Annotated in this window: 32 protein-coding genes, 1 tRNA gene and 1 pseudogene; 10 read left to right on the plus strand and 24 right to left on the minus strand. The window is 62.7% G+C overall.

The genetic code is table 11. From position 1 onward, the window contains the following. Positions 1-55: 55 nt before the first annotated feature. The 3 genes from LOKO_RS10240 to rpoE form a co-directional block, all read right to left on the minus strand. A complete protein-coding gene (locus tag LOKO_RS10240; protein WP_066448554.1) occupies positions 56-1,060 on the minus strand; it encodes a MucB/RseB C-terminal domain-containing protein in 1,005 nt (334 codons plus the stop codon). Next, positions 1,057-1,734, minus strand: coding sequence for a sigma-E factor negative regulatory protein (locus tag LOKO_RS10245; RefSeq protein ID WP_066448556.1), 678 nt, complete (start codon positions 1,732-1,734; stop codon positions 1,057-1,059). Before LOKO_RS10245 ends, LOKO_RS10240 begins: the two co-directional genes overlap by 4 nt. Positions 1,735-1,944: 210 nt before the next feature. Then, a complete protein-coding gene (gene rpoE / locus LOKO_RS10250; RefSeq protein WP_066448558.1) occupies positions 1,945-2,550 on the minus strand; it encodes an RNA polymerase sigma factor RpoE in 606 nt (201 codons plus the stop codon). A 299-nt stretch (positions 2,551-2,849) separates the two neighbouring features. Between rpoE and LOKO_RS10255 the strand changes: the two genes are divergently transcribed. Then, a complete protein-coding gene (locus tag LOKO_RS10255) occupies positions 2,850-3,926 on the plus strand; it encodes a 3-deoxy-7-phosphoheptulonate synthase (RefSeq protein ID WP_066448560.1) in 1,077 nt (358 codons plus the stop codon). 104 nt (positions 3,927-4,030) lie between these two features. Here the strand turns inward: LOKO_RS10255 and dinG are convergent, their stop codons facing one another. The 3 genes from dinG to LOKO_RS10270 all read right to left on the minus strand — a co-directional run bounded on the left by dinG (position 4,031) and on the right by LOKO_RS10270 (position 7,856). Continuing rightward, positions 4,031-6,178 (minus strand): ATP-dependent DNA helicase DinG, encoded by a 2,148-nt coding sequence (gene dinG, locus LOKO_RS10260; RefSeq protein WP_066448562.1) that lies wholly within the window; start codon positions 6,176-6,178, stop codon positions 4,031-4,033. Positions 6,179-6,451: 273 nt separating this feature from the next. Then, entirely contained in the window at positions 6,452-7,096 is a 645-nt protein-coding gene (locus tag LOKO_RS10265; RefSeq protein ID WP_417935400.1) for a helicase-related protein, read from the minus strand. After that, positions 6,978-7,856: a DEAD/DEAH box helicase gene (locus LOKO_RS10270; RefSeq protein WP_417935366.1), complete on the minus strand. Its 879-nt coding sequence runs from the start codon at positions 7,854-7,856 to the stop codon at positions 6,978-6,980. Before LOKO_RS10270 ends, LOKO_RS10265 begins: the two co-directional genes overlap by 119 nt. 218 nt (positions 7,857-8,074) lie before the next feature. Here LOKO_RS10270 and LOKO_RS10275 point away from each other — a divergent pair, with 218 nt between their 5' ends. Next, complete coding sequence (locus LOKO_RS10275; protein ID WP_066448565.1) at positions 8,075-8,311, plus strand: hypothetical protein; 237 nt, start codon at positions 8,075-8,077, stop codon at positions 8,309-8,311. Then, entirely contained in the window at positions 8,311-9,141 is an 831-nt protein-coding gene (gene xthA, locus LOKO_RS10280) for an exodeoxyribonuclease III (RefSeq protein ID WP_066448569.1), read from the plus strand. Before LOKO_RS10275 ends, xthA begins: the two co-directional genes overlap by 1 nt. Positions 9,142-9,188: 47 nt before the next feature. Here the strand turns inward: xthA and LOKO_RS10285 are convergent, their stop codons facing one another. The 8 genes and pseudogenes from LOKO_RS10285 to LOKO_RS20205 all read right to left on the minus strand — a co-directional run. Then, complete coding sequence (locus LOKO_RS10285; protein WP_066448572.1) at positions 9,189-10,049, minus strand: energy transducer TonB; 861 nt, start codon at positions 10,047-10,049, stop codon at positions 9,189-9,191. Beyond that, a complete protein-coding gene (locus tag LOKO_RS10290; protein WP_066448575.1) occupies positions 10,046-10,453 on the minus strand; it encodes an ExbD/TolR family protein in 408 nt (135 codons plus the stop codon). The genes LOKO_RS10285 and LOKO_RS10290 overlap by 4 nt, the downstream gene beginning before the upstream one ends. Beyond that, positions 10,446-10,979 (minus strand): MotA/TolQ/ExbB proton channel family protein, encoded by a 534-nt coding sequence (locus LOKO_RS10295; protein WP_066448579.1) that lies wholly within the window; start codon positions 10,977-10,979, stop codon positions 10,446-10,448. The genes LOKO_RS10290 and LOKO_RS10295 overlap by 8 nt, the downstream gene beginning before the upstream one ends. After that, a complete protein-coding gene (locus LOKO_RS10300; protein ID WP_066448586.1) occupies positions 10,963-12,336 on the minus strand; it encodes a MotA/TolQ/ExbB proton channel family protein in 1,374 nt (457 codons plus the stop codon). The genes LOKO_RS10295 and LOKO_RS10300 overlap by 17 nt, the downstream gene beginning before the upstream one ends. Continuing rightward, complete coding sequence (locus LOKO_RS10305; RefSeq protein WP_235588840.1) at positions 12,333-13,106, minus strand: DUF3450 domain-containing protein; 774 nt, start codon at positions 13,104-13,106, stop codon at positions 12,333-12,335. Before LOKO_RS10305 ends, LOKO_RS10300 begins: the two co-directional genes overlap by 4 nt. Positions 13,107-13,472: 366 nt before the next feature. Beyond that, on the minus strand, positions 13,473-14,084 hold the full coding sequence (locus tag LOKO_RS10310; protein ID WP_066448592.1) for a superoxide dismutase: 612 nt from the start codon (positions 14,082-14,084) through the stop codon (positions 13,473-13,475). Positions 14,085-14,292: 208 nt separating this feature from the next. Next, a complete protein-coding gene (locus LOKO_RS20200; protein ID WP_335339227.1) occupies positions 14,293-15,711 on the minus strand; it encodes an acetate--CoA ligase family protein in 1,419 nt (472 codons plus the stop codon). A 3-nt stretch (positions 15,712-15,714) separates the two neighbouring features. Continuing rightward, positions 15,715-16,587: pseudogene (locus tag LOKO_RS20205) on the minus strand (CoA-binding protein); the annotation flags it as partial. A gap of 110 nt (positions 16,588-16,697) precedes the next feature. On the opposite strand from LOKO_RS20205, the gene LOKO_RS10320 reads away from it, so the two are divergent. Then, positions 16,698-17,633 (plus strand): histone deacetylase family protein, encoded by a 936-nt coding sequence (locus LOKO_RS10320; RefSeq protein WP_066448595.1) that lies wholly within the window; start codon positions 16,698-16,700, stop codon positions 17,631-17,633. A 125-nt stretch (positions 17,634-17,758) separates the two neighbouring features. Further along, the gene (locus tag LOKO_RS10325) at positions 17,759-18,391 is read left to right on the plus strand and encodes a helix-turn-helix domain-containing protein (protein WP_066448597.1); all 633 of its coding nucleotides are present in this window, start codon (positions 17,759-17,761) and stop codon (positions 18,389-18,391) included. Between the two features lie 2 nt (positions 18,392-18,393). On the opposite strand, the gene LOKO_RS10330 is transcribed toward LOKO_RS10325, so the two are convergent. Continuing rightward, positions 18,394-19,239, minus strand: a complete 846-nt coding sequence (locus LOKO_RS10330; RefSeq protein ID WP_066448599.1) for a formate dehydrogenase accessory sulfurtransferase FdhD — start codon at positions 19,237-19,239, stop codon at positions 18,394-18,396. Between the two features lie 167 nt (positions 19,240-19,406). Here LOKO_RS10330 and LOKO_RS10335 point away from each other — a divergent pair, with 167 nt between their 5' ends. The 3 genes from LOKO_RS10335 to LOKO_RS10345 are packed head-to-tail and all read left to right on the plus strand — an operon-like array spanning position 19,407 to position 21,449. Continuing rightward, positions 19,407-19,730, plus strand: a complete 324-nt coding sequence (locus tag LOKO_RS10335; RefSeq protein ID WP_066448602.1) for a DUF1244 domain-containing protein — start codon at positions 19,407-19,409, stop codon at positions 19,728-19,730. Further along, the gene (gene moaB / locus LOKO_RS10340; RefSeq protein WP_066448604.1) at positions 19,727-20,248 is read left to right on the plus strand and encodes a molybdenum cofactor biosynthesis protein B; all 522 of its coding nucleotides are present in this window, start codon (positions 19,727-19,729) and stop codon (positions 20,246-20,248) included. Before LOKO_RS10335 ends, moaB begins: the two co-directional genes overlap by 4 nt. Continuing rightward, positions 20,241-21,449, plus strand: a complete 1,209-nt coding sequence (locus LOKO_RS10345) for a molybdopterin molybdotransferase MoeA (RefSeq protein WP_066448606.1) — start codon at positions 20,241-20,243, stop codon at positions 21,447-21,449. Before moaB ends, LOKO_RS10345 begins: the two co-directional genes overlap by 8 nt. Here the strand turns inward: LOKO_RS10345 and LOKO_RS10350 are convergent. The 7 genes from LOKO_RS10350 to LOKO_RS10380 form a co-directional block, all read right to left on the minus strand. Then, positions 21,436-22,032 (minus strand): acyl carrier protein phosphodiesterase, encoded by a 597-nt coding sequence (locus tag LOKO_RS10350; RefSeq protein WP_066448608.1) that lies wholly within the window; start codon positions 22,030-22,032, stop codon positions 21,436-21,438. The genes LOKO_RS10345 and LOKO_RS10350 overlap by 14 nt on opposite strands. A 58-nt stretch (positions 22,033-22,090) precedes the next feature. Then, a complete protein-coding gene (locus LOKO_RS10355; RefSeq protein WP_066448611.1) occupies positions 22,091-22,444 on the minus strand; it encodes a TusE/DsrC/DsvC family sulfur relay protein in 354 nt (117 codons plus the stop codon). Continuing rightward, positions 22,444-22,734, minus strand: a complete 291-nt coding sequence (tusB, locus tag LOKO_RS10360; RefSeq protein ID WP_066448615.1) for a sulfurtransferase complex subunit TusB — start codon at positions 22,732-22,734, stop codon at positions 22,444-22,446. The genes LOKO_RS10355 and tusB overlap by 1 nt, the downstream gene beginning before the upstream one ends. A gap of 34 nt (positions 22,735-22,768) precedes the next feature. Then, positions 22,769-23,146: a sulfurtransferase complex subunit TusC gene (gene tusC, locus LOKO_RS10365; RefSeq protein ID WP_066448618.1), complete on the minus strand. Its 378-nt coding sequence runs from the start codon at positions 23,144-23,146 to the stop codon at positions 22,769-22,771. A 10-nt stretch (positions 23,147-23,156) separates the two neighbouring features. After that, complete coding sequence (gene tusD / locus LOKO_RS10370; protein WP_066448619.1) at positions 23,157-23,549, minus strand: sulfurtransferase complex subunit TusD; 393 nt, start codon at positions 23,547-23,549, stop codon at positions 23,157-23,159. 73 nt (positions 23,550-23,622) lie between these two features. Next, a complete protein-coding gene (locus tag LOKO_RS10375) occupies positions 23,623-24,291 on the minus strand; it encodes a Bax inhibitor-1/YccA family protein (protein WP_066448620.1) in 669 nt (222 codons plus the stop codon). Positions 24,292-24,388: 97 nt separating this feature from the next. Continuing rightward, entirely contained in the window at positions 24,389-24,847 is a 459-nt protein-coding gene (locus LOKO_RS10380; RefSeq protein WP_066448622.1) for an NUDIX hydrolase, read from the minus strand. A 75-nt stretch (positions 24,848-24,922) separates the two neighbouring features. On the opposite strand from LOKO_RS10380, the gene LOKO_RS10385 reads away from it, so the two are divergent. Next, positions 24,923-25,012, plus strand: a tRNA-Ser gene (locus LOKO_RS10385). Positions 25,013-25,200: 188 nt separating this feature from the next. Here the strand turns inward: LOKO_RS10385 and LOKO_RS10390 are convergent. Together LOKO_RS10390 and LOKO_RS20720 are read right to left on the minus strand one after the other, a co-directional pair. Then, entirely contained in the window at positions 25,201-25,461 is a 261-nt protein-coding gene (locus LOKO_RS10390; protein WP_066448624.1) for a hypothetical protein, read from the minus strand. Positions 25,462-25,606: 145 nt separating this feature from the next. Continuing rightward, entirely contained in the window at positions 25,607-25,693 is an 87-nt protein-coding gene (locus tag LOKO_RS20720) for a small membrane protein YohP (RefSeq protein ID WP_470303295.1), read from the minus strand. A gap of 348 nt (positions 25,694-26,041) precedes the next feature. On the opposite strand from LOKO_RS20720, the gene LOKO_RS10395 reads away from it, so the two are divergent. Further along, on the plus strand, positions 26,042-26,587 hold the full coding sequence (locus tag LOKO_RS10395; protein WP_066448627.1) for a YaeQ family protein: 546 nt from the start codon (positions 26,042-26,044) through the stop codon (positions 26,585-26,587). Positions 26,588-26,599 lie beyond the last annotated feature (12 nt).

Here is a 26,599-nt window from a genome sequence, read left to right on the forward strand (position 1 = left end):
TCGTTGTGTACTGTTCACCTGCCGGCAGTCACACCAGGTTCCACCTGCTGACCTGTCATTCGCCATCATCGGACGCCGCCTCCCAGGCCAGACTATCCGCGACCTGAGCAAGCACGCGGGGCGGCAGCTCTCCCATCACCACGACCTGCATGGGCTTGTCATCCACACTCACATGGCGCACCACGGCAAGCGAGATACCCAGCCGATGAAGACCGGGAATGAGACGTTCCCGCCCCTCCTCGATAGGTTCGACAAACAGGCTCAACGTAGAAAGTCCGTCGCTGTAGATGCGGTGCCCCACTTCCGTGCCATGACGGTCGCTGCGAGTATCGACCGGCTGGCCGACAAACCCTTCCGGCAGCCATTCGGGATACCAGGACTGCTGAGGGGGGACGCGAAGATCATCGAGAAAGACGCCACCCTCATAGAGCTGAGGCGACTGGAGTTCGGTAATCTGGAAGGTTTCGACCACTCGGCCACGGTCATCGAGTAGCTCGCGCTTCAAGGGGAGTGCTGTGGATGCATCGAGCCAGACTCGCTGGCCGAAACGCAGCCCGTCGAGTGGTTCGATGTCCAGGCGCACGGCCGAACGATTGGCGATGCGTTCGCCGCTTCCCAGGCCAAGTCGATAAAACTGGTCGAGATGCCTGGCAACCCCGGCCGGTGAGGCGGGTGCCACTTCCTGGCCATCGGCCCAGCCCAGCCGGCCGATGCGCCCACGGCGCTCTAAGAACACTTGGGGTCCGTCGAGAAAGCGTGCCACTTCGCGCTCTACACCATCCTGGATATCGTGGGAAAGCGCCAGTGTCCTGACGCCGTCGATGCCGATACGCACTGCCCGCGCCTGGAAGATGTAGCAATGATTGGCCCAAAGGCTGCGCTCGAACCAGTCGATCGGCGACTCCGGCGCATCCCAGTCAGCTAGCTGGCGACAGTCGAATTGCTCGTTTACTGACTCGGTGTCGCGTGGCGTGTCGGCGGCCAGGGGCAGCGAAACGAGCAAGCCACCAATGCCGCTGAGTACTGCCAGGCGACACAGGGTACGCCCGGCCTTCATCATTGCTGCCCCAGCGCCTCGCTACCGGAAGCGCGCAATAGCGGCATCCAGACATCACCGCTGCGATAGGCGGCACCCTCTGAATGTCGATCGAGGTAGGACTGCAGCAACCTCGCCTGCTCCTGATCAGAGCTCGCGGGCTGGCGGGATTGCGGGGACAGGAAAAGCGGACTGTCGAAACTGGCTCCCACAGGCATGATACCTGCCTGGCCACCTGAGGCTGCCGGCGAAAAGAGGGGTGCCCCCTGACTGGCCAGGCTTCGCTGCGGCTGGTCCGTAGTAGCGGTACGAGACTCGTTCCCGGCGACCGGCGCATCGCCGGTGCTGGCAAAGTCACTGCCGTTGTAGAACTGCACCCCGGTGATCACCATTAGCGACACGGCAGCCGCAATACCGGCACCGCGAGCCAGGGAGGGAGCACGACGCGGGGCCGAGGGTACCGTTTCCAGAGCCGGTGCCGGCTCCTCCTCAAGGCGGGACATGATGCCGGCCGAAAGGTCCATGCTGACATCGATGTCATGATCCCGACGCATCAGGCTACGCATCAAGTGATAGCGTCGCCAGGCATCAGCCGCATCGGGGTCGTCCTCCAGGGACTTCAGCACCCGACGCAGCTCGAGATCATCACCTTCGTTGTCCATAAGGACAGAAAGCGATTCCCGTGCGTTCTGACTCATTCTCACACCCCCACACTGTCAAGGCGCCCTGCCTTGCATCCAATGAAATCCGGTATTTCCTATCACAGCTGCTGTCACACAATACCGGAAATACCGACCCGCTCACGTACCCGTGAAAGCGTTGTAACGTAACAATCACTGCTTCTGACGCCGCCAGCGCCATACAGTTCAGCGCCAATGCAAAATCCTTCGAATTTTCTCACTCAGCTGCTACTCCGTTACCGACTCCCGGGTTCGTGCCGTCGTCACAAAGGGCTGAATATGCTGGTCCACCGCCTCACGGGCACGAAAGATGCGCGAACGCACCGTCCCTACCGGACACTGCATGATATGGGCAATGTCTTCGTAAGAGAGCCCATCCAGCTCGCGCAGGGTAATCGCCGTGCGCAGGTCGTCGGGTAGGTTCTCGATGGCTTCGAATACCGCTGACTCGAGCTGGTCCCGCGCCAGCGAGGCCTCCGGCGTCTCGATATCGGCAAGCCGCCCGCTATGATCGAGGATCTCGGCATCGACGATATCCAGGTCACTGCCAGGCGGACGCCGCCCCTTTGATACCAGGTGATTCTTGGCAGTATTGATGGCAATCCGATACATCCAGGTATAAAAGGCGCTCTCGGCGCGAAACTTGCCCAACGCCCGGTACGCCTTGATGAAGGCCTCCTGTGCCACATCCTGTACTTCACTGTGATCCTGTACATAGCGCCCGATCAGCCCGATGATCTTGTGCTGATACTTCCTTACCAGCAGGTCGAACGCACGAGTGTCGCCCTGCTGGGCACGTTCCACGAGCTGTTGGTCGGTCTCTCGGCTGCCCATTCACGCCCCCCCCGACCGGGAGAGTGCCTGATAACTGGCGGATAAACGAAACATCGTGCTGGATTCTACATGCATGGTGTAAACCTGGTGCCTGTTGGCAGCTGAGTGTTCCTGGAGCATTGCCCCATCTAGACGGCAAGTGTTCCTGTTTATTGGCCGCGCTTCAAGCCGGCCGCCATGCGCCGGCAATCAGACAGGCGACCCGGTTCAGGGTTCCGGCCACAATTGATATTTTATCGCTCCGCGGGTGTATAGTAGATCATCCCCCCGCCTTCAACGCATTCGATACAGGTAGCGAAATGTCAGATCAGCAGGTCAGCAACCTCAACGTTCTTTCCCAGGACGTTCTGATCACCCCCGAAGCGCTCAAGAACGAAATACCGCTTGGTGAAATCGCCGAAAAGACGGTCATCGAGGGGCGTCGGACCATTCAGAATATCCTTGATGGCAGCGACCCCAGGCTACTGGTGGTGATCGGTCCCTGCTCCATCCATGACATTGATGCAGCCCTTGATTACGCACGTCGCCTGCGTCGCCTGGCCGACGAGGTGAAGGACAGCCTCTATGTGGTGATGAGGGTCTACTTCGAAAAGCCCCGAACCACTGTCGGCTGGAAAGGCTTGATCAACGACCCGCACCTCAATGGCTCATTCGAGATCGAGGAAGGGTTGCACATCGCCCGTCGGCTGCTCGTCGAACTCTCCGAGATCGGGCTGCCCCTGGCCACCGAGGCCCTCGACCCGATTTCGCCCCAATACCTGCAGGACTGTATCAGCTGGTCGGCAATCGGCGCACGCACCACAGAATCCCAGACCCACCGGGAGATGTCCTCCGGGCTTTCCAGTCCCGTCGGATTCAAGAACGGTACCGACGGCAGCCTTGACGTTGCCGTCAACGCCCTGCAGTCGGTGGCGCACCCGCATAATTTCCTCGGCATCAACCAGAGCGGCCAGGTTTCAATCATCCGCACCCGTGGCAACGCCTATGCCCATGTGGTGCTGCGCGGCGGCAACGGAAAGCCCAACTACGACAGCGTCAGCGTCGCGCTGGCCGAGCAGGAGCTGCGCAAGGCCGGCATCAAGCCCAACATCATGATCGACTGCTCCCACGCCAACTCCAACAAGGACCCGGCGCTGCAGCCCCTGGTCATGGAGAACGTCACCAACCAGATCCTCGAGGGCAACCGTTCGATCATGGGCCTGATGGTGGAGTCCCATATCGGCTGGGGCAGCCAGAAGATTCTCGACGATCACAGCCAGATGCAGTACGGCGTCTCGGTGACCGACGCCTGCATCGACTGGGACACCACCGAGGAGGCCATGACCCGCATGGCCACCAAACTGTTGCCGGTCCTTGGATCCCGTGGCGACACCTGACCCCAGTCGTGACGCACCAATGCCAGCAGGCCCGCCTCCCACGGCGGGCCTGCTGCATGAGAGACCTCACTTGCCCTCTGTCGTCTTCTGTCTTATCTGCCCTGTCAAACCCCTTCCGTTACACCATCGATCTCACGCACGAAAGGCGGTAGCGCATCGAGCAGTGCCCGTCCGTAGCGACGCGTCAGCACCCGGCGGTCGAGCAGCGTGATGCGCCCCCGGTCGGCCTCCTTGCGAATCAGTCGGCCACAGGCCTGTACCAGCTTGATCGATGCATCGGGAACGCTGATGCGCATGAACGGATTGCCGCCCTGGCTCTCGATCCACTCCGCCAGGGTCGCGCCGACGGGGTCGTCGGGCACGGCGAACGGCAGCCGGGTGATCACCACGTGGGTCAGGTAGTCACCGGGCAGGTCGATCCCTTCGGCAAAGCTCGCCAGACCGAAGATGATGCTGCCCTTGCCGGCATCCACCCGGGCCCGGTGCCTCTCGATCAATTCACGCTTGGGCAGCCGGTCCTGGGCCAGCACCCGTTCACGCTGCGCAGACGGCAAGGCCTTCTCGACGGCGCGCAGCTGCGCCCGCGACGAGAACAGCATCAACACCGCTTCGTCAGCGCCAAGGCCACCGATAAAGTCGATGATGGCCCGCTCGTGCCCCTCACGGTCGGCAGGGTCCACCGCCTCCCGAGGCACGCTGAGCACCGCTCGGGAATAGTCGAACGGGCTCGGCAATCGCTGGTAGCGATAGCGGTTGGCCAGGCCAGCGCGCTCCTGGAGTCGCTCGAAACGGCCCAATGCGGTGAGGGTCGCCGAGGTCACCACGGCGCCGTAGCAGCTCCCCCACAGCGTTCTGGCCAGGGTAGGAGCGGCGGAGACGGGGCTCGCCGAGAAAGTGAGTTCGGGGTCTCCGCCGAAGCGCTCCAGGGTCATCCAACGGGCCTGTGGCGGTTCGCCGCCGGTATCGACTTCGGCATAGGCCTGCCATAGCCCATGGGCCTCCAGCGCACGGCCGTGCAACAGTGCCATCAGCGGGAGCCAGGCTTCCGCCTGCTCCCGAGCGAGCCCCGTGTGCTTGTCCGGGTCGAGGCTCTCGCGCAGGATATCGCTCAAGGTCTCCAGGGTCCGTGCCAGCTCGGCGAAGGCAGTCAACAAGGTGCCGGCATGTTCCCGCAACCCATCCGGCACCCGCCCCATTTCGAAGCGGTGCTGAAGAGTCTCCTCGCCATCAGCCAACCCATGTGGGCGGCCGGCAAGCTGGTGCCCCAGGGAGAATGCCTCCCCGAGGCGAGGCTCCAGCGCGGCAATGGCTTCGGGGAGCGTGCCCAGCAGCCTGGCCACGGTGGGCTGGATGGCCAGCGCCTGGTTCAGCTCGGTGAGCGACTTCTTCAGGCTACCGAGCCAGCGTAGCGAACCGCTCACACCGACCCGGTGGGCGAAGTGATTGAGCGCCTTGTCCGGCAGGTGATGGCCTTCGTCGAAGACATAGATGCAGTCGCCGGGTGGCGGCAGCACGACACCGCCACCCAGGGACAGGTCGGCCAGCACCAGGTCGTGATTGGCCACGACCACATCGGCAGTCTCAAGGTCGCGGCGCGCGCGGAAGAAGGCGCAGGCGGCGAAGTGACCGCAGCGCCGGTTGGTACACTGCCGGTGATCGATGGTCAGGCGACGCCAGTCGGTGTCATCGATCGATTCGGACCAGCTCTCGCGGTCGCCCTCCCAGCTGCCGCTGCCGTAGGCATCGGCCATCTCGCGAACCAGGGCCTGGAAATTGTCGCCGGACTCCTGAACCAAGCTCTGCTCGAACATCGACAGGGTGGGGTTGCCTGTCACGCCGTCCAGCTCCTGCTCGAGGCGCGCCACGCACAGGTAGCGACCGCGCCCCTTGGCCAGGGCGTAGTGGAAGTCCAGGCCGCTGTGGGCCTTGAGGGCGGGCAGGTCCTGATGCAGCACCTGCTCCTGCAGGGCCACCGTGGCGGTGGCGATGACCAGTCGCTTGCCGCGAGCCTTGGCCACCGGTAAAGCTGCCAGCAGGTAGGCCAGGGTCTTGCCAGTGCCGGTGCCGGCCTCGAGCACGCAGACATGCTCATCGGAGATGCGCTTGCCCGAATCGTCGGCCACGATGCCGCTCAGCGTACGAGCGATCTCGGCAATCATCAGCCGCTGGCCGTAGCGTGGGGTTAGCCCCTGGGCCTCCAGCACGCGTCGATAGGCAGCCTGTATCTCGCCCTTGAGGGCCTCGTCCAGCATGGCCTCACTCTCTAGAGAACTTTGAGGGGAATGGCTAGGAAACCCTGAACCAGTGCCTGCGCAAGCGAATCGCCGCGTTGCGGGATTCCAAAAGCGCCTCGGCACTCGGGCACCACGCGGGAGCCGGGGGCAGGTTAAAGAGGAGGTCTTTTGCCAGGGATGGCAAAAGTAGCGCCCAGGGAAGGGTTCACAGCGCCTCCTCGTAAACCTGTCGACGGCTCAAAGCCACCACCGCAGGCGTTCCCCAGACAGCCGTCTCTGGGGAACAAAGCGTTACAGCAGCCCCTCGGGCGGATGCACGCAGGGCAATTTGCCGTTGATGTAGCGCTCGATCTCGGGCAGCGAGAAGGCATCCTCTTCGCCGACGAAACTGATCGACACCCCGTTGGCGCCAGCGCGGCCGGTACGGCCGATGCGATGCACATAGTCTTCCGGGTCTTCCGGCAGGGTGTAGTTGATCACGTGACTGACATCCTCGATATGGATGCCGCGGCCCGCCACGTCGGTGGCCACCAGCACCTGGATCTCCCCTTCGCGGAAGCTCTCCAGCGTCTTGATGCGCTGATTCTGGGGCACGTCACCGGAGAGCATCGCCGCATTGATGCCCGCCTTCCTGAGCAGTTCGTCGAGCTTGCGCACCAGATCACGACGATTGCCGAACACCATCACCCGGTCGAAGCTCTCCTGACGCAACAGGTTGACCAGCAGGCGCTGCTTGTCATCGTCGCTGACCATGTAGACCCGCTGATCGATGTTGGCGGCGTTCTCCACCGTGACCTCGATCTCGACGTGTGCGGGCTCATGGGTCCATTGGCTGGCCAGATTGAGGATGTCCTGGGAGAACGTCGCCGAGAACAGGAAGGTCTGGCGCTCCTCTTTCTTCGGCGTATGCCGGATGATTCGCTTGACGTCGGGAATGAAGCCCATCGACAGCATGCGGTCCGCCTCGTCGAGCACCAGCACCTCGACCTGAGTCAGGTCGACGTCGCGCTTCTCGTGATCTGGTGGACATCTTCTCCTCTGATGACGCTGAAGCCTGACCACCCCCCTCTCCAGGAAGAGGTTTCGTCTGCGCCTCGTCGAGCACCAGCACCTCGACCTGAGTCAGGTCGACGTCGCGCTTCTCGTGGAAGTCCAGCAGCCGGCCGGGGGTCGCCACCAGGATGTCGACCTTGCGCCCCAGGGCATCACGCTGCTTCTGGTAGTCCATCCCGCCGACCACACTGGCCACGTTGAGCGACGTGAAGCGTGCCAGGGCCTTGGCGTCCTTCTCAATCTGCAGCGCCAGCTCGCGGGTCGGCGCCACGATCAGGGCACGCGGCGCACCAACCTTCTGGGCGTTCGGCTCTTCCTCCTCGAGGAAGTAGGCCATGATCGAGATCAGGAAGGCAGCGGTCTTGCCGGTGCCTGTCTGAGCCTTGCCCACGATGTCACCACCCAACAGGGTCTGGCTGAGCGCTTCTGCCTGGATCGGGGTGCAGTATTCAAATCCCAGGGCATGAATGGCTCGCATCAGCGGTAGCGGCAGATCGAAGTCGTGAAAGCGCCACTTGCCCGCCTCGACAGGCACCTGGAACTGGCGAAGATCCCAGTTCGACTGGCGGCGGCGCGGCTTGCGACGACGACGTTTGGGCTTGCGGTTCTCGGCCGGTGCTGTGGTCTGTTCCGACTCGCTCATAGGCTCTGTGTCTTGTCCGTTGCAATGGGTGATGGAAACGCTGCACGAATGCCAGCGCAAGCGAATCGCTCAACTCACTCGTCGATTCGTTCAGCGTTTCCTGAACTTCGTACAGCCGCATATTGTACCAGCCTATCGCGATGAGGGCGCGCCTGGTGCAATGGACTGATAGAATAACGGTCTATGCCACCCCTCGACACCCAATGGAGTCCGGCCCGATGACACGCCGCAAGAAGACCCGCTCGCTGGCCGACAAGGTGACAATCCGCACCGGCAAGCGCAAGGATTTCAAGCAGTGGCGCCACGAGAATCCCGATCAGGTGACCTCGTCGCGCCGCTTCACCCAGAAGAAGCGCCAGCAGCGCAAGCTGCAGGCGGCACGCAAGCAGGCCCGCCAGGAAACGGGGCAGTCCATTGCCATCCACCCGGACAACCGCGGGGAGGCGCCGGAGTAATGCGCCTGGTATCCTTCAACATCAATGGATTGCGCGCCAGGTTACACCAGCTCGAGGCGCTGATCGATTCTCATGCCCCGGCCGTGATCGGCCTGCAGGAAACCAAGGTCCACGACGACGAGTTTCCCCGCGAGGCAGTCGAGGCCATGGGCTACCGCGTCTACTTTCATGGCCAGAAGGGTCACTACGGCGTGGCCCTTATGTGCCACAGGGAGCAGTGCCCCGACGTACCCGAAGCCGTCCACTACGGCTTTGACGATGACGACGAGCAGGCCCAGCGGCGCATGATCGGGGTGAAGCTTCGCACCGCCGATGGCGAGACGCTGACGGTATGGAACGGCTACTTTCCCCAGGGAGAGAATGTCGACCACCCCACCAAGTTTCCCATCAAGCGGCAGTTCTATGCACGCCTGGCCCGATTGCTGAAGGAGGCTCATCGACCCGACGAGCGGCTCGTGGTCATGGGCGACTTCAACATCTCCCCCGCCGATATCGATATCGGCATTGGCGAGCCCAACCGCAAGCGCTGGCTGCGCGAAGGCAAGACCAGCTTCCAGCCGGTAGAGCGGGAGTGGCTCGACGGTATCAAGGCATGGGGGCTGACCGACAGCTACCGCCTGCACTACCCGGAAGTGGACGACCGCTTCAGCTGGTTCGACTACCGCTCACGCGGCTTCGAACGTGAGCCGAAGCGCGGCCTGCGCATCGACCATATCCTGGTCACCCCATCGTTGGCCGACCGCGTGCGCGATGCTGGCATCGACTACGACCTGCGCGGCATAGAGCGACCCTCGGATCACGCACCGGTCTGGACCGAACTCGACCTCTGAAACCCACACAGGCGATCAGAGGATTCATGGCACGGAGTGTCATGACATCACCTCAATTGGAACTCGAGGCGCTGGCGAGCTCGGCGCACGCCGCTGGCCGGCTCGAACTGCCAGCGCCCCACGGCCTGCTCGGCGGCCGAATCGAAGACATTGCGCGGCTGCGACTCGATCACGCGAATGGAAGCGCGATCGATGCTGCCGTCGGGGCGAATCAGAAACTCTAATTCCACGTGCCCCTCGAGGCCGCGGCGCTGGGCGCGAGAAGGATACTCAGGCGGCACGCGACTGGTGGGCGCGATCTGGCCAACATCCACCGGCCCCTGTTCGGCGGGTGCGGCCTGTTCGGGCGTCGGTCCAGGGGTGGGCGCTGCGCTCGGCTGCGGCTGTGACGGGCTCGACTCGGCCCTCGGCGACGGCTCCGGTACCGGTTCAGCGATCGATTCAGGCTGAGGCGGCGACTCCGGGGCTGGCTCGGGAGGCGGCTCCGGGGCCGGCTCGGGAGGCGGCTCCGGGGCCGGCTCGGGAGGCGGCTCCGGGGCTCGCTCAGGAGGCGGCTCGGGCTGTATCTCGGCAAGCTCCGGCAGGCTACTGTCGACCTCGAGCGGCTCCATCGGCTCGGGCGGCAGTTCCGGTTCGGGCATAGCAATTGCACTCTCCCGCGGCGGCAGTGATTCCGGCTGGGGCGGTGGGCTGACTTCGACCTGTGGAGGCGGCGGCTCGACACTGGGCTCCACCGGTTCCACCGGTTCCTCCTGCACCGTATCGGGCGCCTCGACCATGTTCATGGTCATGGCTGCGTCAAGTACCTCGAACTCCTCCTCCGGCGGCGTAACGAGCAGCGCCAGCAGCCAGAAGAGCAGCAGCGCCAGGGCCACCCCGCCCAGCAAGGAAAAGGATATCCGGATCATGACCGACTCCGGCTGGCGGCCACCGCCATCTGCTCCACGCCGGCCTCACGGATGCGGTCCATCACCTCGATCAGCAGACCGGTGGTCGACTCGCGATCGGCCTGGATCACCACCGAGCCATCCTCGCTGACCAGCCCAGCAACCTCGCTGCCGACGCGGTGCAGGTCCACCGCGCGGCCATCGACCCACACCGCCCCTTCAGGGGTGATCGCGACCATCACCTGGGCGTCAGGCCGGGGCGTGGCGGCGCTGGACTCGGGTCGTTCGATCTCCACCCCGCTCTCCTTGATGAAGCTGGTGGTGACAATGAAGAAAATCAGCATGATGAAGACGACGTCCAGCATCGGCGTCAGGTTGACCTCGCTGGCTTCGCCATCGTCGGCGCCAAGGCGGCGTCTACGCATCGGTATCCTCCACGGCGCGGGCCAGGCGGTCATGCAACCGCTGATCCTCGCGACGAATGATCTGCTCAAGACGGCTGGTGAACATCAAGCCCACCACCGCCACCGCCATGCCGGTCAAGGTGGGCAGTGTAGCGCGGGCCACGCCATCGGCCATGGCCCGCGCCTGGCTGGTATCGGTCATTGCCAGGCTGTCGAAGACGGCAATCATGCCGGTCACGGTACCCAGCAGCCCCAGCAACGGGCACAGCGCCACCAGCAGCTTGAGCCACGGCAGCGTGCGCCGCAGCCGCCCGATCAGCTCCCGTGCCCAGACGTCACGCAGGGTCAGCGAACTCCAGCTAAGGTGATCCCGGCGCGCCGTCCAGCGCGAGATCAGGGCCCGCCGCGCCCGGCGGTAGGTGATACGGAAATACCACACCCGCTCCAACGCCAGGCTGAACAGCAGCATCGCCACCAGGGCGATGACGACCAGGACCGAGCCGCCCGCCTCGACCAGCCTCTCCAGCGGCTCAAGCCAGAGCGGCATCGCGACGCGCGCTCCCGGAGACGCCATCGGGCCCATGCGGGCGGTGCTCGAGCTGCTCGGCCAGGGCGGCACTCGCCTGCCCTTCCACCAGCCCGGCCAGGTGTCGGCTGCGACCGGCAAGCGCCGTATGCGCGAACAGCAGCGGCACGGCGGTGATCAATCCCAATACCGTGGTTACCAACGCCTGGCTGATACCGCCGGCCATCAGCTGCGGATCGCCGGTGCCGAACACGGTAATCGCCTGGAAGGTCACGATCATCCCGGTCACGGTGCCCAGCAGGCCCAGCAGCGGCGCCACCGCCGCCAGCAGCTTGACCAATGGCTGACCGCGTTCCAGCTTCGGCAGCTCGGCCAGCACGGCCTCGTCGAGCCGCGCTTCCAGCGCCTCCGGAACTGGGTCATCCTGCAGCTTGCGGAAACGCTGCAGCACGCGCCCAAGCGGATTGTCGCCACGCAGGGCGGTCAAGTCGCGCAGCTGGCGGCGCATGGCCAGGCTCACCTTCAGCAGGTAGGCATATTGCAGCAGCGCCACCAGCAGGCCAATGGCACCCAGCCCCACCACGACGTAGCCCACCGCGCCTCCCTGATGGAAGCGCTCAACCAGGCTCGGTCGCTGGGCCAACGCCGCCATCACCTGGCCGCGTGTCGGATCCAGCGCCAGCGAGCGCGATTCACCGGCATGGAAGTCCGCCAGGCTGGCAGCCACTTCCCGCGGCGTGCGCTCGACTACCGACAACACACCATCGTCGGCGCCACGGCGCAGCAGATGTCCGTCGGTGAAGGCGGCAAAATCGCCCAGCCGGATGACCTGCCGCGGGGTGATCTCACCGCTGGCCGCCGCCACCGGCGACTCGAAGCGCACCACGCGAGCCGTATCAACCGTCAATGCCACCAGGCTCTCGGCAAAGGCCTCGAGATGTTCGAGTTCGAGCACCTCGGCATCTTCCAGCCGCGGGGGGAGACCGGCACCTCCCAGCGTCAGCCAGCTTTCTGCCAGGTCGTCACGCAGTTCGCCGCTGTGCCGGACGAGCGAGGCCAGTATCGCCTCGAGATCGTCGCCCTGCTCCACCTGCCGGGCCTCGAGTTCGTCCTGCCGCTCGCTCAATGCCTGCGCCTCGGCCTGCAGTTCGGCGTTGCGGGTTTCAGCCAGTTCATGGGCGGCGCGAGCCTCCTCGAGGGCGGCTTCCAGGGCGCCGCGATCCTCGAGGAGCTCGGCCAGCCGTGCCCGGTCACGAGCCTCGGCGGCCTCGCGCTCGGCACGTAGAGAACTCAACGACTCGGTCTGGGCCTGGAGGCCAGGAGAAACACTCATCAACACCGCCAGCAGCAGCCCGACCGTGAAACGTGACAGACTCATGCGTCCTCCTCCCCGGTCCGCTCCAGCAGCTGCGATATCGGCAGCATGAGGAGTTCGGGAGCCCGGCGATCACGCGCCATGCGCAGGCCATTGCGGACTTCGCGTCGCTGTGCCTCGTCGAGTGCTGCCCAACTGCCCGCATCGGCCTGCCACACCCCACCGGCGCGACCGTCCGGGCTGAGATAGTAGAAACCCAGGCGCCCCAGGCGCAGGTAGTCAACCTCGCGGCGGGACTCTCCTTCACCGAGATAGCCGCGCCAGGCATCGATTTCGCGCCCGTATTCCAGCTCGGTGCGCCAAGCCTCGACCACCCGCTCCCAGCGCTCGGCGGTGGAACGCTCGCTGGCATTGGAGCGCAGGCTGGCGACCCGAGCCTGACGCTCCTCGCGCAGGAAGGGCATGTCGTTGTCGACCCATTGATCGAGCCGCTCGACGAGATGCTCTTGCAGTACCGGCAAGACCTCCCGGGTTTCCTCCAACGTATCCAGCGCCCTCTCGCGGCGGTCGAGGGTCTCGCCCTGGCGCTCGAGCCGCGGGGCGATCTCGGCATTCTCGCGCACCAGGCGAAGCTCGGCGCGCTCCAGCTCACGCAGCTCCTCGAGCATGGCCCTCGCCTCATCATCGGCGTCGTCGATGTGCGACTGCAGCTCGGCCTGGCTGCGCTGGGCTTCTCCAGCCTCACTGTGCAGCGTCGGGCCGGCAAAAGCCGGCACGGCCAGACCCAGCCAGACAAATGCCCACCAGAGGCATGGTTGGCGAAACGTGCTCACGTGCGGACTCCCAGAAAATGACGACCGAAACAAGCATACCGCCAAGGCGGCAACAGCGCATGACAATGCCACAAATGATAAGCATTATCAATAACACCCGACGAAGGTACGCTGCCGGAGACTATACCGAACGAACATCAATCAATAGGCGTTTGACCCAGTGACCGCCTGCGACCGGAATGATAATTGCATCTCACAAGGATCAGCTATCTGGCAATAGCAACCGGGGCACGGCCAGCTTCACGACCTAGACCGGACAGCGCCTGCGCCATCGGCCAGGTTGGTAGAATTGTGCGGGGATAGGCACAACGCAATCGCCGCAGCCAGAGGCTGCGGCGATTGTCTGTAAGCGCGCCTGTGCGCTGGTCAGGAGGTGGCTTGCTGGTAGCGGCGCTCCACGTCCTCCCAGTTGACCACGTTAAAGAATGCCTCGACATAATCCGGACGCTTGTTCTGGTACTTCAGGTAGTAGGCGTGCTCCCATACGTCCAGACCCAACACCGGCGTGTTGCCATGCATGTGCGGGCTGTCCTGGTTCAGGGTGTTCTCGACCACCAGCTTCTTCTCCGGGGTCACGCTTAGCCAGGCCCAGCCGCTGCCGAAGCGCCCAAGGGCCGCCTTGGTGAAGGCCTCCTTGAAGGCATCGAAACCGCCAAGTTCGCTGTCGATGGCCTGGGCCACCTTGCCCTGGGGCTGACCGCCCCCGCTGGGCGACATCATCTGCCAAAACTTGGAATGATTGGAGTGGCCACCACCGTTGTTAATGACCTCCTGGCGCTTCGCTTCAGGTACGCGGTCGATGCTAGCCATCAGCTCATCCACTGGCATATCTTCCAGCCCAGTGCCTTCCAGTGCCGCGTTGAGCTTGTCCACATAGGTCTTGTGGTGACGCGAGTGGTGTATTTCCATGGTCATCGCATCAATGTAGGGTTCCAGCGCATCATAGGCGTAGGGAAGTTCAGGTAGTGTATGCGGCATGGTAACTCCTCCTTGAATGAAGCATAACGGGGATCAACCCCCTCTTGGTACTTCCATCCAGCATGGCAAACCCTGGCGCCTTACGCTAATAGCTATTGTTACTGTTTTGTATAGCCACGCTTCATGAAACCAGCGGTAAGGACTTGCAACGACAGAAGCCGACCCTCGCCTGAGGATCGGCTTCATAAAATGCACGACAACAGTGCCCTTACAGCTTGCTCTCGAGCTCCGGCAGGATCTCGAACAGGTCGCCAACGAGGCCGTAATCCGCCACCTGGAAGATCGGCGCCTCTTCGTCCTTGTTGATCGCCACGATCACCTTGGAGTCCTTCATCCCGGCCAAGTGCTGGATCGCACCGGAGATGCCCACGGCGATGTAGAGCTCGGGAGCGACGATCTTGCCGGTCTGGCCCACCTGCATGTCGTTGGGCACGAAGCCGGCGTNACCCCAATGCGCCTCGAAGGTCGACTGCACACGCTCGATCAGCATTCGCGCCAGACCTTCGCTTGCCTTGAGCACCGCATTGCCGACGAAGCCGTCGCAGACGACCACATCGGCCGCCAGCGTCATGTTCAGTGGTGGCAGCGACACCTGACGGTCGGCCAGCACATTGACCTTGTAGCCGCCGATACCGAATACGATGAGCGGCCCGAATATCGGGTCCCGGGTGATCCCCGCGCAGAGCTGCATCGAGTGCTTGCCCCGCTGCATGGGCTGTAGACAGTACTCTCGAATCCTCACCGGCGGGAATCTTTCCCGATGCTTGTCACCGAGGCGTGTGACACCCTCGGCCGCCTGCTGGGGCGAATGGAGGTCCTGCAGCAGGCCCGCCGAGAGCCTGTGGGGCTGCCGGCGATAGCGGAAGGGCCGGCAATTGCTCTCATGCACCACCTTAAGGGCCATGGGGCCATCGATACTGCCGGCGGCAGCAAAGGCCTCCTCCGGTGTCTGCACATAGTGGCTGGGCGCGACGGAAATACCGTAGGCCTCGAGTACCTGGGCGGTCTCGGAGTGAGACAGCGTCTCGCGCCCCTCGGACTTGGCTTCCTCGATCAGGGTGCGGCAACGGGCACGGATATCCGGCGTAGTGGCAAAGGGAATCGTCGGCGGGGTCTCCTGCAGCAGCGCCTGGACCCGCTGATAATCAACCATGTGCATGAAGGCCTTCACCGCCTTTTCCGGTGAAACGTAGGTTGGGATGCCCGCTGCACTGCACTCATTTCGGGCATCGAGTGCGGCCTCTAGCCCCATCCAACTGGTCAATAGGTTGCGACGAAAACGCTTGCGATTGGCGATTACCGCCTGGGCCGTGACCCTGGATGGCGCCAGGCGAGTCGGCGCATGTACTACCAGGACGGCATCCACGCCAGGGTCGGCGGCGACGATCTCAAGCACCTCCACCAGTTTATCCGGCGTCGCGTTGCCACCAAGGTCCACCGGGTTCTCCCCGGGCTTGCTCATATCGAAGTCGCTTTTCGTCAGCGCCAGTCGCGTCTCGTCGGAAAAATTCGCCAGCTTGCCCCCGGCACTGATCAGCTTGTCGATGGCGAGCATGGCCGGACCCAGACCGTTTGAGACGATCGCCAGCCGGTCGCCCTTGAGCGGCTTCATCTGGGACAGCGTCATCAATGCGTCGAACAGCTCATCGGAGTCGTTGACCCTCACCACGCCGGCACGGGCAAAGGCTGCGTCAAAGACGACGTCACGGTTGGCAATCCCCGGCGTCGGCGGCATGTTGGACAGGTCGGACTCCGGCGTCCGGCCGCTCTTGATGGCGAGGACCAGCCGGTTGCGCGAAGCATCGCGTAGCGCCGTCATGAAGTGCTGGGAGTCCTGGATGCGCTCCAGATGAAGCAGGATCGCCTGAGTAGGAGAGTACTGGTTGATGTAGTCGAGCAGATCGGGAAGCATCACATCGACACTGTCCCCCACGGTGATGAGGTGGGAGAAACCGATGCCCCGGCCGGCGGCCCAGTCGATCATGGCGTTGCCGAGCATCCCCGACTGCCCCAGATAGGCCACCCGCCCTGCCTTGACCGGCTGACTGGCGTAAGAGGCGTTGAGCTTGCGTCCGGGCACGATCAGCCCCATGCACTCTGGACCCAGCACCCGGATGCCTGACTCACGCGCCGCCACCAGCATTCGTTCACGGATGGAAGCCTTGCCCTCACTAGCCTCATCGAGGTCAGACCCACCGGATAGGACCAGGGCGGCCTTGACACCCAATCGTCCCAGCCGGGAAATCACCTTGGGCAGGCTGTGTGCTGGCGTACAGATGACCGCCAGGTCAGGTGTTTCGGGCAGCTCACGTATACGCGAAACACAGGGCTGACCGAACACCGATGCGTAGCCCTTGAGGTTGACCGCCCAGATGGCGCCCGTAAATCCGGCCTCCTGCAGGTTGCGGATGACAAGCCCACCAATGGAGTGAGGCTTTTCCGATGCCCCGATCACTGCAATGGTGCGCGGCTCGAAGAAGTGCCGTAGGAATCGGGTACCCAAGTCGTTACCTCCACCAAGTCAGTTCCTGTCATCCTGTGTACGACTTATTGACACTGTTGTGCAAGGGCTTACCGGCATTATGGTGACCCCTGTCATTGTGGAGCACCCATATGATCACGGCTTACATTACCCACCCGGATTGCCATCTTCACCATATGGGCCCGGAGCATCCGGAAAGCCCGCTTCGGCTTGAAGCCATCAAGGCTCGCCTCTCGCTCTCCGGGCTTCTACAGCAAACCATGCAGTCGGATGCTCGCGAAGCCACCGAAGATGAACTGGCTCGAGTTCACCCGCTACGTCATCTCAGGGCGCTGGACAAGTGCGTGCCCCAAACGGGCATCGTCACGCTGGACAGTGACACCATGATGAATCCCGACAGCCTACAGGCCGCTCGCATGGCCGCTGGCGCCGTGATTCGCGGGGTGGAGCAGGTCTATCGTGGCCAGGCCGACAATGTCTTCTGTGCAGTACGCCCACCGGGACACCACGCCGAAGCCACCGACGCCATGGGCTTTTGCTTCTACAACAATGTCGCCGTCGGCGCCGCCCACGCTCGGGCGAAGTACGGCGCCCGACGCATTGCCATCCTCGACTTCGACGTTCATCAGTGCAACGGCACCATCGATATCTTCAAGGATGACCCCGACATCCTGATCTGCACCAGCTACCAGTACCCGTTCTACCCCTGGCGCTACCTGCGCAGCGAATGGCAGAACGTGGTCAACACACCCCTGGAAGCCGGTACCGACAGTACCGCCTTTCGACGTGAGCTCGAGAACGACTGGCTTCCAGCCCTGCACGCCTTCAAGCCGGAGCTGGTGCTGGTATCGGCAGGTTTCGATGGCCACCGAGAAGATCCCATGGCGGAACTCTGCCTTGAGGACGAGGATTTTTACTGGGTAACCCACATGGCCATGGAGATCGCTGCACTCTATGCCGACAATCGCCTCGTTTCTGTCCTGGAAGGCGGTTACGACCCAGCCTCGCTTGGCCGTGGCGCTGAAGCGCACGTTCGTGCGCTACTGGGCCTGCCTTTCGGTGACTGACGCCGATTCACCTGAGTCAGGAAACACCCCGTCGCGATTGGGTGCGCATATGTCGCTATGACAATGCGCTTCACGCCATTTGTGGTACGCTTTGGGGAAACTTGTTTCCTATAGTGAACCTGCCCATGCCAGCCACCACCGACCAGCAGGCCGCGCTGCGTATCGCATCCGGCCGCAAACCCTTCGTGGAGCCACTACGTCTTGGGGAGCGCCTCAAGGAGCTTCGCTTGGCCAACCAGTGGACGCTGGAGGACGTCAGTCAGCGCACCGGCCTGGCCCGTTCGACCCTGTCCAAAATCGAGAATAATCAGATATCGCCCACCTTTACCGCCGTACAGAAACTTATCAACGGTCTCGGCATTGACCTGCCACAGCTGCTGACCCCCCCTCGCGCCCAGCCCCGGACCATGGGACGCCGAGATCTGACACGGCAGGGAAAGGGCGAACACCACCCCACCCCCACCTACGAGCATGAGCTGCTGAGCTGTGAGCTGGCCCAGAAGCGCATGATTCCTTTCAAGACCATCGTTCGGGCACGCAGTTTCGACGAATTCAGCGAATGGGTTCGTCATGACGGGGAAGAGTTTCTGATGGTCCTGGAAGGCGAGATCTGTCTCTATACCGAGTTCTACGAGCCGTTGCAGCTCTCCCATGGTGACAGCATCTACTTCGATAGCGACATGGGCCATGCACTGGTCTCGACCAGCACAGAGGATGCCGTGGTCCTGTCGGTCTGTACCCACGGGGACACTACCTGAGCTCAGCGCTGCTGTCTGTCGCCCGGTCGCCGTGCGGGCATGGCATCCAGTTCCAGCCTTTCCCCGGCATTGATCGCCTGGAAGTGACGCCCCTTGGCCCGGGCGATCAACAAGACGCCGAAGCGCTCGGCCAGCTCCACTCCCTTCTGGGTGACGCCCGAACGTGACACCAGAACGCTGATTCCCATTTGGGCGACCTTGAGCACCATTTCGGAGGTCAATCTTCCGGTGGTATAGAAAATATCGCAGCCTTGGGTCTCGCTGGTTTCCAGCCACTGCCGCCCGGCCAGGGTGTCCACTGCATTATGTCGTCCCACGTCTTCGACGAAATCGAGCACTTCTGCCTGGCGGCAGAGCGCACAGCCATGCACAGCTCCTGCGTTACGATAGGTCTCGTTGTAATCACCCAGCCGCTCGAGCAACGCATAGAGCACCGACTGTGACAGTCGGGTCTCTGGCATCCGCTGCAGCGAGGTCGTATCCAGCAGCCGGCCAAAAACCGTGCCCTGGCCGCAGCCGGTCGTCACGGTGCGCTGCCCCAGCCGGGTCTCCATGTCGTCCGGCAGCCGTCGGGTCACCACGGCGGCAGCCTCCACCTCCCAGTCGACCTGAACCGCCTCGAGATCCTCTACGCTCGGGAGCAGCCCCTGGTTACGCAGGTAACCGACGACCAACGCTTCCGGGTCGGCTCCCAGGGTCATCAAGGTGACGATTTCACGCTTGTTGAGATAGAGCGTCAGGGCGCGTTCGGCCGCAATGGCCTGGCGACGCACCTGGCCAAACTCATCGAGGACGTCAACTTCCAGCGTGGTGGGCAGTCGAGCATGACTGAAACTGGTGAGGGACATCACGTTTACCCCTGTTCCCCATGTCTGATTTCTCTACGCAAATGACATGATCGCATCCCTGGCGGAGGCTGTCTGTAGCCGGGGGGCTACATCCCGAAGCCACGACAGCTAGCCCCCATGTCGCGCACTTTTGTTATCCTGTGACGAACCTGACGAGGAGCGCCTACATGCAGAATCTAGACGAGAATACCCGTACCGAGCTCGAAGCCGCGGCCTTTCGCCGTTTGCTTCAGCACCTCGACGAGCACAAGGAAGTGCAGAACATCGATCTGATGATCCTGGCCGACTTTTGCCGCAACTGCCTCTCCAAGTGGCTGGTGTCGGCGGCCGAGAAGCAGGGTGCCGATCTCGACTATGAAACAGCCCGGGAATATGTCTACGGAATGCCCTACGACGAGTGGAAGGCCAACTACCAGCAAAAAGCCACGCCGGAACAGGTGGCCGCCTTCGAGGCTCGCCAGGCTTACAAGAGGGAGAGCCAGGGCTCATGAGCGAATCGATGATACCGCTGACAATAGCGGTGCTGACCATCTCCGACACCCGGGACCTGAACACCGATCGCAGCGGCGCCATGCTGGGCGAGCGCCTGGAGCTGGCGGGCCATCGGCTTGCCGAGCGGCGGATCGTGATCGACGATATCTATCGTATTCGTGCGGCAGTCTCAGAGTGGATTGCCGACCCGGACATTCAGGTCATCCTGACAACCGGTGGCACCGGTTTCACCGGCCGCGATTCGACCCCCGAAGCCGTGTCGGTGCTGCTGGACAAGCGTATCGAAGGGTTCGGTGAACAGTTCCGCCAGCTCTCCTTCCTGGACGTCGGCAGCTCGACGATCCAGAGCCGCTGCCTGGGCGGATTGGCCAATGATACCGTGATTTTCTGCCTGCCCGGCTCCAGCGGCGCCTGCCGCACCGCCTGGGATGGCCTGCTGGCAGAGCAGCTCGACAGCCGTCACAAGCCCTGCAACTTCGCCAACCTGGTCATACCCGGCCGGGGTCAGCATGGCTGAGCTGCAACCCATCGAGGCAGCACTCGCCGCGCTACTCGAGGATGTCGCCCCACTACCGACGGAGGTCGTCAGCTGCAGCCAGGCCGCAGGACGGGTGCTGTCCGAACCGGTACTGGCCCGACTCGACGTGCCCCCCTTCGACAACAGCGCCATGGACGGCTATGCCCTGCATCACGGCGATGCGGGGCAGACACTGCCGATCACCCAGCGCGTCGCCGCGGGGAGTGGCGTCCAGCCGCTGTCGCCGGCAAGCTGCGCACGGATCTTCACTGGCGGCGAGCTCCCGCCAGGGGCCGATTGCGTGGTGATGCAGGAGCGCGTCGAGAAGAAGGATGGCCTGGCGGTCATCCCCGCGGATATCCCGGCAGGTGATAACGTGCGCCGCCGTGGCCGTGACGTACGGGCTGGGGCGCCGCTGCTGGATGCGGGCATACACCTTGATGCCGCCGCATTGGGTCATCTTGCCGGACAGGGCATCACCGAGGTGGCTGTGCGCCGTCGCCCCCGGGTCGCCCTGCTCTCCACCGGTGACGAGATCGTCGATCCGGGCCAGCCCCTGGCCCCGGGACAGATCTACAACTCCAACCGCCCCATGCTCAGGCAGCTGCTGGAACGTTTCGGCGCCGAGGTGGTGCTCGTCGCCTCGGTGCCCGACGACCCGGAAGGGACCCGCGCCACACTGAGCCGGGCCGCACAAGGGGCGGATGTGGTGGTCTCCACCGGTGGCGTCAGCGTGGGAGAAGAGGACCACGTCCGCGCCGCACTGGAATCCATCGGTCGGCTCGACCTCTGGCGCCTGGCCATACGGCCCGGCAAGCCACTCGCCCTGGGGCGGCTGCCCGGGAAAGGCGGCAGGCCAGTGCGCTTTGTCGGCCTGCCGGGCAACCCCGTGTCGTGCTTTGTCGGTGCCTGGTTGTTCCTTCGCCCCCTGATGGGCGCGCTGCTTGGCTGCCCGGCCCTCGCCGAGCTGCCGACGCTCTCCGCCCGTGCCGACTTCGCAACCAGCACCGGCCCTCGTCGTCACTATATGCGCGTGGCCCTCGAGTTCAGCGAGCAAGGGATCGTGGCAAGCGCGTTCCGAGACCAGAACTCCGGCGTGCTCTCTTCCTGCGTCGGCGCCGATGCACTGGCCGTGATACCCGAGCAGTCACACATCGCGCGCGGCGATGCCCTCGACTGCTTGTGGCTCAGGGTCGGTTGAACGATGAGCCCTTCCCGGTATCGGTTACCTCGAGTTCGTCGTTCACAGCGGGCCAGAGGCGCTGAAAGTCCCTCTCCAGGCCAGCATAATCCGCCTCCAGCCAAGGCACCAGTTCCGCCAGGCGGTTGGGGCCGGAGAGCCGCTGACCGATACCGCGCACCGCCCGGCAGGTGAAATCGAAGTCGACGTAGCGATGCAGCCAATCCTGCTCCACCAGTACCGGCATCATGAGAGCCAGGCGGGCGGGGGCAGGACGCTGCTCCAGCAGGTGGTAGCAGCGCAATACCAGCCGGGACTCCACCACGTCGAGTTGCAGCTGGCGAGCCACGAAGTGGTCCCACATCAGGTCCAGGGCGATACCGGTATAACGCCGGAGCGTCTGCGGCGCCCGGCTCCGTGCCGAATGGATCACCGGATGGCCATCGACAAAGGCATCGACCCGGCGATGGTGCCGGATACCGCTGGCGACCTCGACGGACCAGGCCGAGAGGTCACTGCCCTTGACGCCGTCGGCAATCAGGTTGCCGTAGAGAAACTCGTCGCTGCCGCCGCGGGCCAGCCAGGCATGAGCCAAAAAATTCATGGGGATTGCTTCATCGAGAATGCGCTTTCATGGCAAGGCCCTCATGGACATCCCTTCATCAGAGGCAATTCGCAGGCTTCGGCAGGCCTGCCAGCCGCGCCGCCACCTTGGCAGGGCTTTCCGGGAAGAGGCGCATGAGGTGAAGCGAACGCCCCTTCTCGCTTCCCAGCGACTGCGCCACGGCCTTGACCAGCGGCCGCATGGCCGGTGAGGCCTCGTAGCGGGCATAGAAGTCGCGCAGTACCGTAATGATCTCCCAGTGCTCATCGGTCAGCTCACGCCCCTCCTCGGCCGCCATGGCGCTGGCCACGGCCGGTGTCCAGTCATCGAGCGCTATCAGGTAGCCTTCCGGATCGAGGGCAATGCGCTGGGCTCCCACCTGCAGATAGCGGTCGATTTCCGTAGAAGCCATCAGAACCAGCTCACTGTCTTGTCGGCTTCTTCGGTAAGCGTTACGAAGCCGTCGACGTCCACTACCTGGACACTGGCATCGCAGTGGCCATCCAGTCCGTGGGCCACCAGATCCTCACGTAGGGCGAACAGCCGGCCGCCGATCACCTCGAAATGACGAACCTGGGACGGCAGCGCGCCATGTACGCCATCTTCGACCAGCAACAGGCGATCTTCCGGCCCCATGCCGGCAAGGGCATCACGGTAGACCAGGCTCGAGCTGGGAGAGCGATTGAGAATGTGCAGGATCATGATCGACCTCGCGGTTATCGTGTCACCGATGGCGTCAGAATGTCAGTACCAGCCGGTGCCCGGCAATCAGCGCCGCTATCGATGGCGGCTCAAGGGGGCTTGCCGGCAGCTGCAGCGTCTCGGTAGACAAGCCCAGGCGGGCGAGTGACGTCGCGTCCAGGAACAGCGACTCGATATCGTACATTGCCAGCATATCCAGCGTGGCAGAGGTACCCTTCTGCCCCAGAGGTCCGGCCCCCTGTCCCTTGAGCAGCGCCAGAACCCCATCGCCCTGGAACAGCAGGCTCACGGCCTGTCCGAAGGCCGCCGCTACCAGGGCGGCATCGAGGCCTTCACGCAACCAGCTGCTGCCGTGGGGCGGATGACGCAATATCACCAGCACATCTCCGTCCAGAACGGTCTCTGCCTGCATCGCATTCTCCTCAGGGCGCAAAGGTCACCAGGCGATCGACGCCTAGCCCCAGGTCGATCAGTTGGCCCAGCCCCGTCAGTTCGAAAGGGGGCTCAACGCTATGGCCCGACTTGCCGTGGCGGGAGGCCTCACGCTCATCGAGCAAACCCCGGCGCAAGGCGGCAGCGATGCAGACCTGAAGCTGGGTACCGTGCTCCTCGCTCAGCCTTCTCCAGGCGTCCAACAGATGGGGCTCATCCTGAGGGGGCGCCGCCAGCCGTGCGGCGTTATAGACACCATCATGATAGAAGAAGACGCAAGCCAGGTGATGCCCCCTGGCCAGGAGGGCCGCGGCAAAGCGCAGTGCGGAATGGGAGGCCTGGCTGCTGTAGGGTGCGCCCTGAACGAGCAACGCGTAGCGCATGGAAGGCTCCTGCCCTAGCAAACGAGCAGGCCCCGCCTGAGCGGGGCCTGCGGATTACACTTCGAACCTGAGATCAGTCGTTGCTCATGATACCGAGCAGCATCAGCAGGCTGACGAAGAGGTTGTAGATCGAGACGTAGAGCGTGATGGTGGCGAGGATATAGTTGGTTTCCCCGGCACGGTGCACGATCTCACTGGTCTGGTAGAGGATTGCCGCTGAGGCGAACAGCACGAAACCGGCCGACACCATCAGCATCAGGGTCGGTATCTGGAAGATCAGACCCGCCACCATGGCCAGGATCAGCACGATCGCACCAGCCATCAGGAAATTGCCGAGGAAGCTGAAGTCCTTCTTGGTGATCAGCGCTACGGCAGAGAGGCCGATGAATGTCAGGCCAGTCATGGCCAGTGCATTCATGATCAGCGCAGCGCCATTTGGCAATGCCAGGTAAGCGCTGAGGATCGGCCCCAGTGTGAAGCCCATGAAGCCTGTGAAGGCGAACGTGGCTAACAGACCGGCAGCTGAATTGGCCGTCTTATGCACCAGGAACATCAAGCCGTAGGCACCGATGAAGAAAACCAGAATGTTCATCCGCTCGACGCCCATGGTCATGGCGACGCCAGCCGTCACAGCGGAAAACAGCAGGGTCATGGCCAGCAGGCCGTAGGTATTGCGCAGCACCTTGTTGGTGCTGACTACCTGTGACGTGTGCTGTGCCACATGTGTTTCATTATAGGCCATTGATCCAGAGCTCCCTGTAGTTGATCTGAGTGATCTTGGCAGTGGACAAAGAATGCCGTCGGATGGTTCCCAACGCAACCCCTTAGTTCTGAAAGCCTCAACGCACCATCATCGCAGAATTTTCGCCGACGAGCAGCTGGTTCGCAATATTTCGGGCACTGGGACAGATCGTTGTGTCCTCCTCCACCGCACCTGCATCCACCCAGTGGATTTCACTGGCATCATCACCGGCCACAGCCGTGCCACCAATCCAGCGGCATCGCACCACCACGATGACGAAATGGCTAAGGAGCCTGCCGTCATCATCGTACTGCCTGTCCTCCACCGCAGTCATGACACCCAGTGGCTCGGCTTCAATCGCAGCCTCCTCCCGCACTTCGCGAATCGCGGCGGCCATGAGAGATTCTCCGGGTTCGACCCGCCCCCCGGGCAGAGCCAGCATGCCGGCATTTGGCGGATGTCGGCGCCGGACCATCAATACATGGCCTTGGTGTAGCAACGCCGCGGAAATCGCCACGCGTGGCGTGATGAGCGGTCTTGACTGCGGCTTCTCCATGGCCCTCTCCTGTCCCGATATGGCGGAAGCCCTTGACCTCATGAGCATAACTGGTAATATTCGCCCCCGTGAGCCGGAGGGATGGCAGAGCGGTTGAATGCACCGGTCTTGAAAACCGGCGTAGGGTCAAACCTACCCAGGGTTCGAATCCCTGTCCCTCCGCCAACTCACCCGAATCATGGATAGCTGGGTTGGGTCCCGACCAACCTATCCAACAAACCGCCCATCGCAGCTGAAACGGTAGCGATGGGCGGTTTTTATTTTTCCCTGCCCTCCCCTGCAATGACTCCCGCCTTTTCTTTACCCCAGCACCAAGGACGAAGGGCCAGGGTGAACCGAATGGCCTTGTTGCCTCAGTTGGCAAACATCATCACGCTGGCGGGAGCAAAGAAGAGGACGTAGCCAACAATCATTCCAATTGCAGCCCCGGCGACGCCCTTGATCCTCCCTATCACCGCCCCGAGCAAGGCCAGGGCGGTGGGCACCAGCATGCCGCCAAAGGCGATGAAAAGATCATGATGGGCATGAGGAGGCCATTGGATGATCATGAAAAAGAAAGTACCTGACACCTGACCAAGGCCTATCGCAGCCCACTGCTTCCCAGTCAACCACATCAATTGCTCCTTCAGTAACCTATCCCGAAGGTTACGCAATGCAGTCGCACAGGAGAAGTATGACAAGGGATCATGCAGAGAGACTCAATGCATCAGGAATCGACGCAGGAATAGCAACACTACTGACTTGCCAGGAAAACCGCTCCTAGAATATCAACATCAACAGGCCAATGACGACGACCAGACCAATGAGAAAGATGATACCGGCAGTACTAGCCAAGAATTTCAACATGATTACCTCCGTGTACAGGTATTTTTCCTAAGGTTTTATTGCAAATGAAAAATTTTCTTGCCTTCCCTCTGTGCGCGTATTCCTCTTGCTATCTGCTACCTGCCATTACGTAACAAAACTCAGACTTACACATTAATGACTTTTAAACGTTTTTGTTAACTTCCTGATACTCCACGCTTTGCTATAGGAAGACTCAGTAAGGAAAAACATAGTTGCAACTCCGACCTTATTGCAAGCTTGCCATGCTCTGGTACATCTTTTTTTTCGCCTTTTACAACGCTACCCACCGAGCGAGCCGCTGGAATATGGCATCATGGGGAATACCCCCGAACAAGGCAAACCCGACAAATGGCTTCGAAGGCAACGATTCACAAGGCCCAGCTGCAGATTGCTGACATGGATCGACATTACTATGCAGACCACTCGCTGACCGTAGCACGCCACCCCTCAGAAACCGACGAACGCATGATGGTGCGGTTGCTGGCGTTTTCACGCCATGCAACCGAGTCCTTGGCTTTCGGCCGGGGCCTCAGTACCGATGACGAGCCGGACCTCTGGGTGAAGGACCTGACCGGGGCCATCGAGCACTGGATACAGCTCGGCCAGCCTGATGAAAAAGATATTCGCAAGGCCTGCGGCCGTGCTCGCCAGGTCACGCTCTATACCTACAGTGGGCATGGCGCAGCGCTTTGGTGGGAGCAGCATCACACCAAGCTCGCCGCCCTTCCCAATCTGTCAGTGATCGATGTCGACACCGCATCGGTTCAAGCATTGGCTGAATTGGCGGCAAGGAGCATGTCGCTGAACTGCACCATTCAGGATGGCATGCTCTGGCTGGCCAGCCCCGAGCAGTCGGTGGAAGTGACACTCAGCGAACGCCAGCGAGCGAAATGAAGCGGAGCCCGC

This window comes from Halomonas chromatireducens (assembly GCF_001545155.1).
Lineage (GTDB): Bacteria > Pseudomonadota > Gammaproteobacteria > Pseudomonadales > Halomonadaceae > Halomonas > Halomonas chromatireducens.

Bases quoted from the DNA above. Each gene is read 5' to 3' on its own strand.
- LOKO_RS10240 (WP_066448554.1), bottom strand. From the start codon at position 1,060: ATGATGAAGGCCGGGCGTACCCTGTGTCGCCTGGCAGTACTCAGCGGC.
- LOKO_RS10245 (WP_066448556.1), bottom strand. From the start codon at position 1,734: ATGAGTCAGAACGCACGGGAATCGCTTTCTGTCCTTATGGACAACGAA.
- rpoE (WP_066448558.1), bottom strand. From the start codon at position 2,550: ATGGGCAGCCGAGAGACCGACCAACAGCTCGTGGAACGTGCCCAGCAG.
- LOKO_RS10255 (WP_066448560.1), top strand. From the start codon at position 2,850: ATGTCAGATCAGCAGGTCAGCAACCTCAACGTTCTTTCCCAGGACGTT.
- dinG (WP_066448562.1), bottom strand. From the start codon at position 6,178: ATGCTGGACGAGGCCCTCAAGGGCGAGATACAGGCTGCCTATCGACGC.
- LOKO_RS10270 (WP_417935366.1), bottom strand. From the start codon at position 7,856: ATGAGCGAGTCGGAACAGACCACAGCACCGGCCGAGAACCGCAAGCCC.
- LOKO_RS10275 (WP_066448565.1), top strand. From the start codon at position 8,075: ATGACACGCCGCAAGAAGACCCGCTCGCTGGCCGACAAGGTGACAATC.
- xthA (WP_066448569.1), top strand. From the start codon at position 8,311: ATGCGCCTGGTATCCTTCAACATCAATGGATTGCGCGCCAGGTTACAC.
- LOKO_RS10285 (WP_066448572.1), bottom strand. From the start codon at position 10,049: ATGATCCGGATATCCTTTTCCTTGCTGGGCGGGGTGGCCCTGGCGCTG.
- LOKO_RS10290 (WP_066448575.1), bottom strand. From the start codon at position 10,453: ATGCGTAGACGCCGCCTTGGCGCCGACGATGGCGAAGCCAGCGAGGTC.
- LOKO_RS10295 (WP_066448579.1), bottom strand. From the start codon at position 10,979: ATGCCGCTCTGGCTTGAGCCGCTGGAGAGGCTGGTCGAGGCGGGCGGC.
- LOKO_RS10300 (WP_066448586.1), bottom strand. From the start codon at position 12,336: ATGAGTCTGTCACGTTTCACGGTCGGGCTGCTGCTGGCGGTGTTGATG.
- LOKO_RS10310 (WP_066448592.1), bottom strand. From the start codon at position 14,084: ATGCCGCATACACTACCTGAACTTCCCTACGCCTATGATGCGCTGGAA.
- LOKO_RS10320 (WP_066448595.1), top strand. From the start codon at position 16,698: ATGATCACGGCTTACATTACCCACCCGGATTGCCATCTTCACCATATG.
- LOKO_RS10325 (WP_066448597.1), top strand. From the start codon at position 17,759: ATGCCAGCCACCACCGACCAGCAGGCCGCGCTGCGTATCGCATCCGGC.
- LOKO_RS10330 (WP_066448599.1), bottom strand. From the start codon at position 19,239: ATGTCCCTCACCAGTTTCAGTCATGCTCGACTGCCCACCACGCTGGAA.
- LOKO_RS10335 (WP_066448602.1), top strand. From the start codon at position 19,407: ATGCAGAATCTAGACGAGAATACCCGTACCGAGCTCGAAGCCGCGGCC.
- moaB (WP_066448604.1), top strand. From the start codon at position 19,727: ATGAGCGAATCGATGATACCGCTGACAATAGCGGTGCTGACCATCTCC.
- LOKO_RS10345 (WP_066448606.1), top strand. From the start codon at position 20,241: ATGGCTGAGCTGCAACCCATCGAGGCAGCACTCGCCGCGCTACTCGAG.
- LOKO_RS10350 (WP_066448608.1), bottom strand. From the start codon at position 22,032: ATGAATTTTTTGGCTCATGCCTGGCTGGCCCGCGGCGGCAGCGACGAG.
- LOKO_RS10355 (WP_066448611.1), bottom strand. From the start codon at position 22,444: ATGGCTTCTACGGAAATCGACCGCTATCTGCAGGTGGGAGCCCAGCGC.
- tusB (WP_066448615.1), bottom strand. From the start codon at position 22,734: ATGATCCTGCACATTCTCAATCGCTCTCCCAGCTCGAGCCTGGTCTAC.
- tusC (WP_066448618.1), bottom strand. From the start codon at position 23,146: ATGCAGGCAGAGACCGTTCTGGACGGAGATGTGCTGGTGATATTGCGT.
- tusD (WP_066448619.1), bottom strand. From the start codon at position 23,549: ATGCGCTACGCGTTGCTCGTTCAGGGCGCACCCTACAGCAGCCAGGCC.
- LOKO_RS10375 (WP_066448620.1), bottom strand. From the start codon at position 24,291: ATGGCCTATAATGAAACACATGTGGCACAGCACACGTCACAGGTAGTC.
- LOKO_RS10380 (WP_066448622.1), bottom strand. From the start codon at position 24,847: ATGGAGAAGCCGCAGTCAAGACCGCTCATCACGCCACGCGTGGCGATT.
- LOKO_RS10390 (WP_066448624.1), bottom strand. From the start codon at position 25,461: ATGTGGTTGACTGGGAAGCAGTGGGCTGCGATAGGCCTTGGTCAGGTG.
- LOKO_RS20720 (WP_470303295.1), bottom strand. From the start codon at position 25,693: ATGTTGAAATTCTTGGCTAGTACTGCCGGTATCATCTTTCTCATTGGT.
- LOKO_RS10395 (WP_066448627.1), top strand. From the start codon at position 26,042: ATGGCTTCGAAGGCAACGATTCACAAGGCCCAGCTGCAGATTGCTGAC.